The sequence below is a fragment of the Alcanivorax sp. HI0083 genome (assembly GCF_001635175.1).
In genome coordinates this window covers 1-1,040 of sequence record NZ_LWFX01000216.1, presented here as the reverse complement: position 1 = coordinate 1,040, position 1,040 = coordinate 1, and the positions used below count along the sequence as shown (strand labels likewise).

Annotated in this window: 1 pseudogene; it reads right to left on the bottom strand. The window is 57.6% G+C overall.

What is annotated here, in order from left to right:
- Window positions 1-1,040: pseudogene (locus A3754_RS27020) on the bottom strand (hypothetical protein); the annotation flags it as partial.

Here is a 1,040-nt window from a genome sequence, read left to right as displayed (position 1 = left end):
ACCGAGGTAAAGCGTGCGTGGGCCGGGTTGTTGACCACACGGATACGGAAGTCATCCTTGGCAATACCCAGCTCAAGAGAGCCAACCCCCTCTTCCGGCAGCACCCCGCCAATAATCAGATCAAGCAGGTCGCCCAACACCGGAATAAGGGCACCCAGGTCGATACTCAGATTCAGTGAGGCCGCAATGGCCGAGGCATTGCTGGATTCCAGCGTTATCTGACCATTGCGCAGGAACTTCACCGGCCCATTCAGGTAGGCGGACACCGGCAGGCTTCTCACGTTGGCGTCAGCCACATTGGGAATGGCTGCGCCACCAGGAATCAGTGCTGAAAAAAGACGAACATCCGGAGCATCAAGCCAGGCATCCAGGCGGGTAATGAAAACCGGGTCTTCCATTTCCTCACCGGTGTCGGGATCGATGGCATTGATAACAAAACCGCGCAACGGCTGCGGCGGCATGTCGTCATAGGGCCGGAAACGCAGCACCAGTGCACCGGTTTCCAGGGGCAAGGGAATAAGATCACCCAGCACCGGGATCGCCAGATTGGCGTTGGCGGTCAGTGACGTTCCCATCACATGCTGGGCATTGATTTCCACTGGAATGGCGGTGTCGCCAACGGTCTGGATACAATAAATATCCCCGTCGGCATCTTCATTGGTGGCACACCAGCGGCCATTGCCTTCATCCTCCATGCCGATGTAACTCAGGTCCAGCGGCGCCTTGGGCAGGAACGCCATGGGCAAGGCCGCATGAGTAAAGATCTGGTCCCCCTCATCAAGATTGGCACCGCCAATCAGGCCCCCGGTGCTTTTGATAAAGCCCCGGGCGTGGTTTTTTTCTGCGTCTGGCTCGTCCGCGTCCTGAACCCCGTTACCGTTTACGTCCGTGTACTTGCGTGTCAGCACGGTGGCATAAGCCGCCCCGACGTCAGCCGTCGCGGTAAAATCAATCAGAATTGGTGGGCCACCTTCACAGGGCATATTGGAAAGAGAGCCACAGGTGCCCATGCCATTGAGCGGATCCGTATTGATACCCAG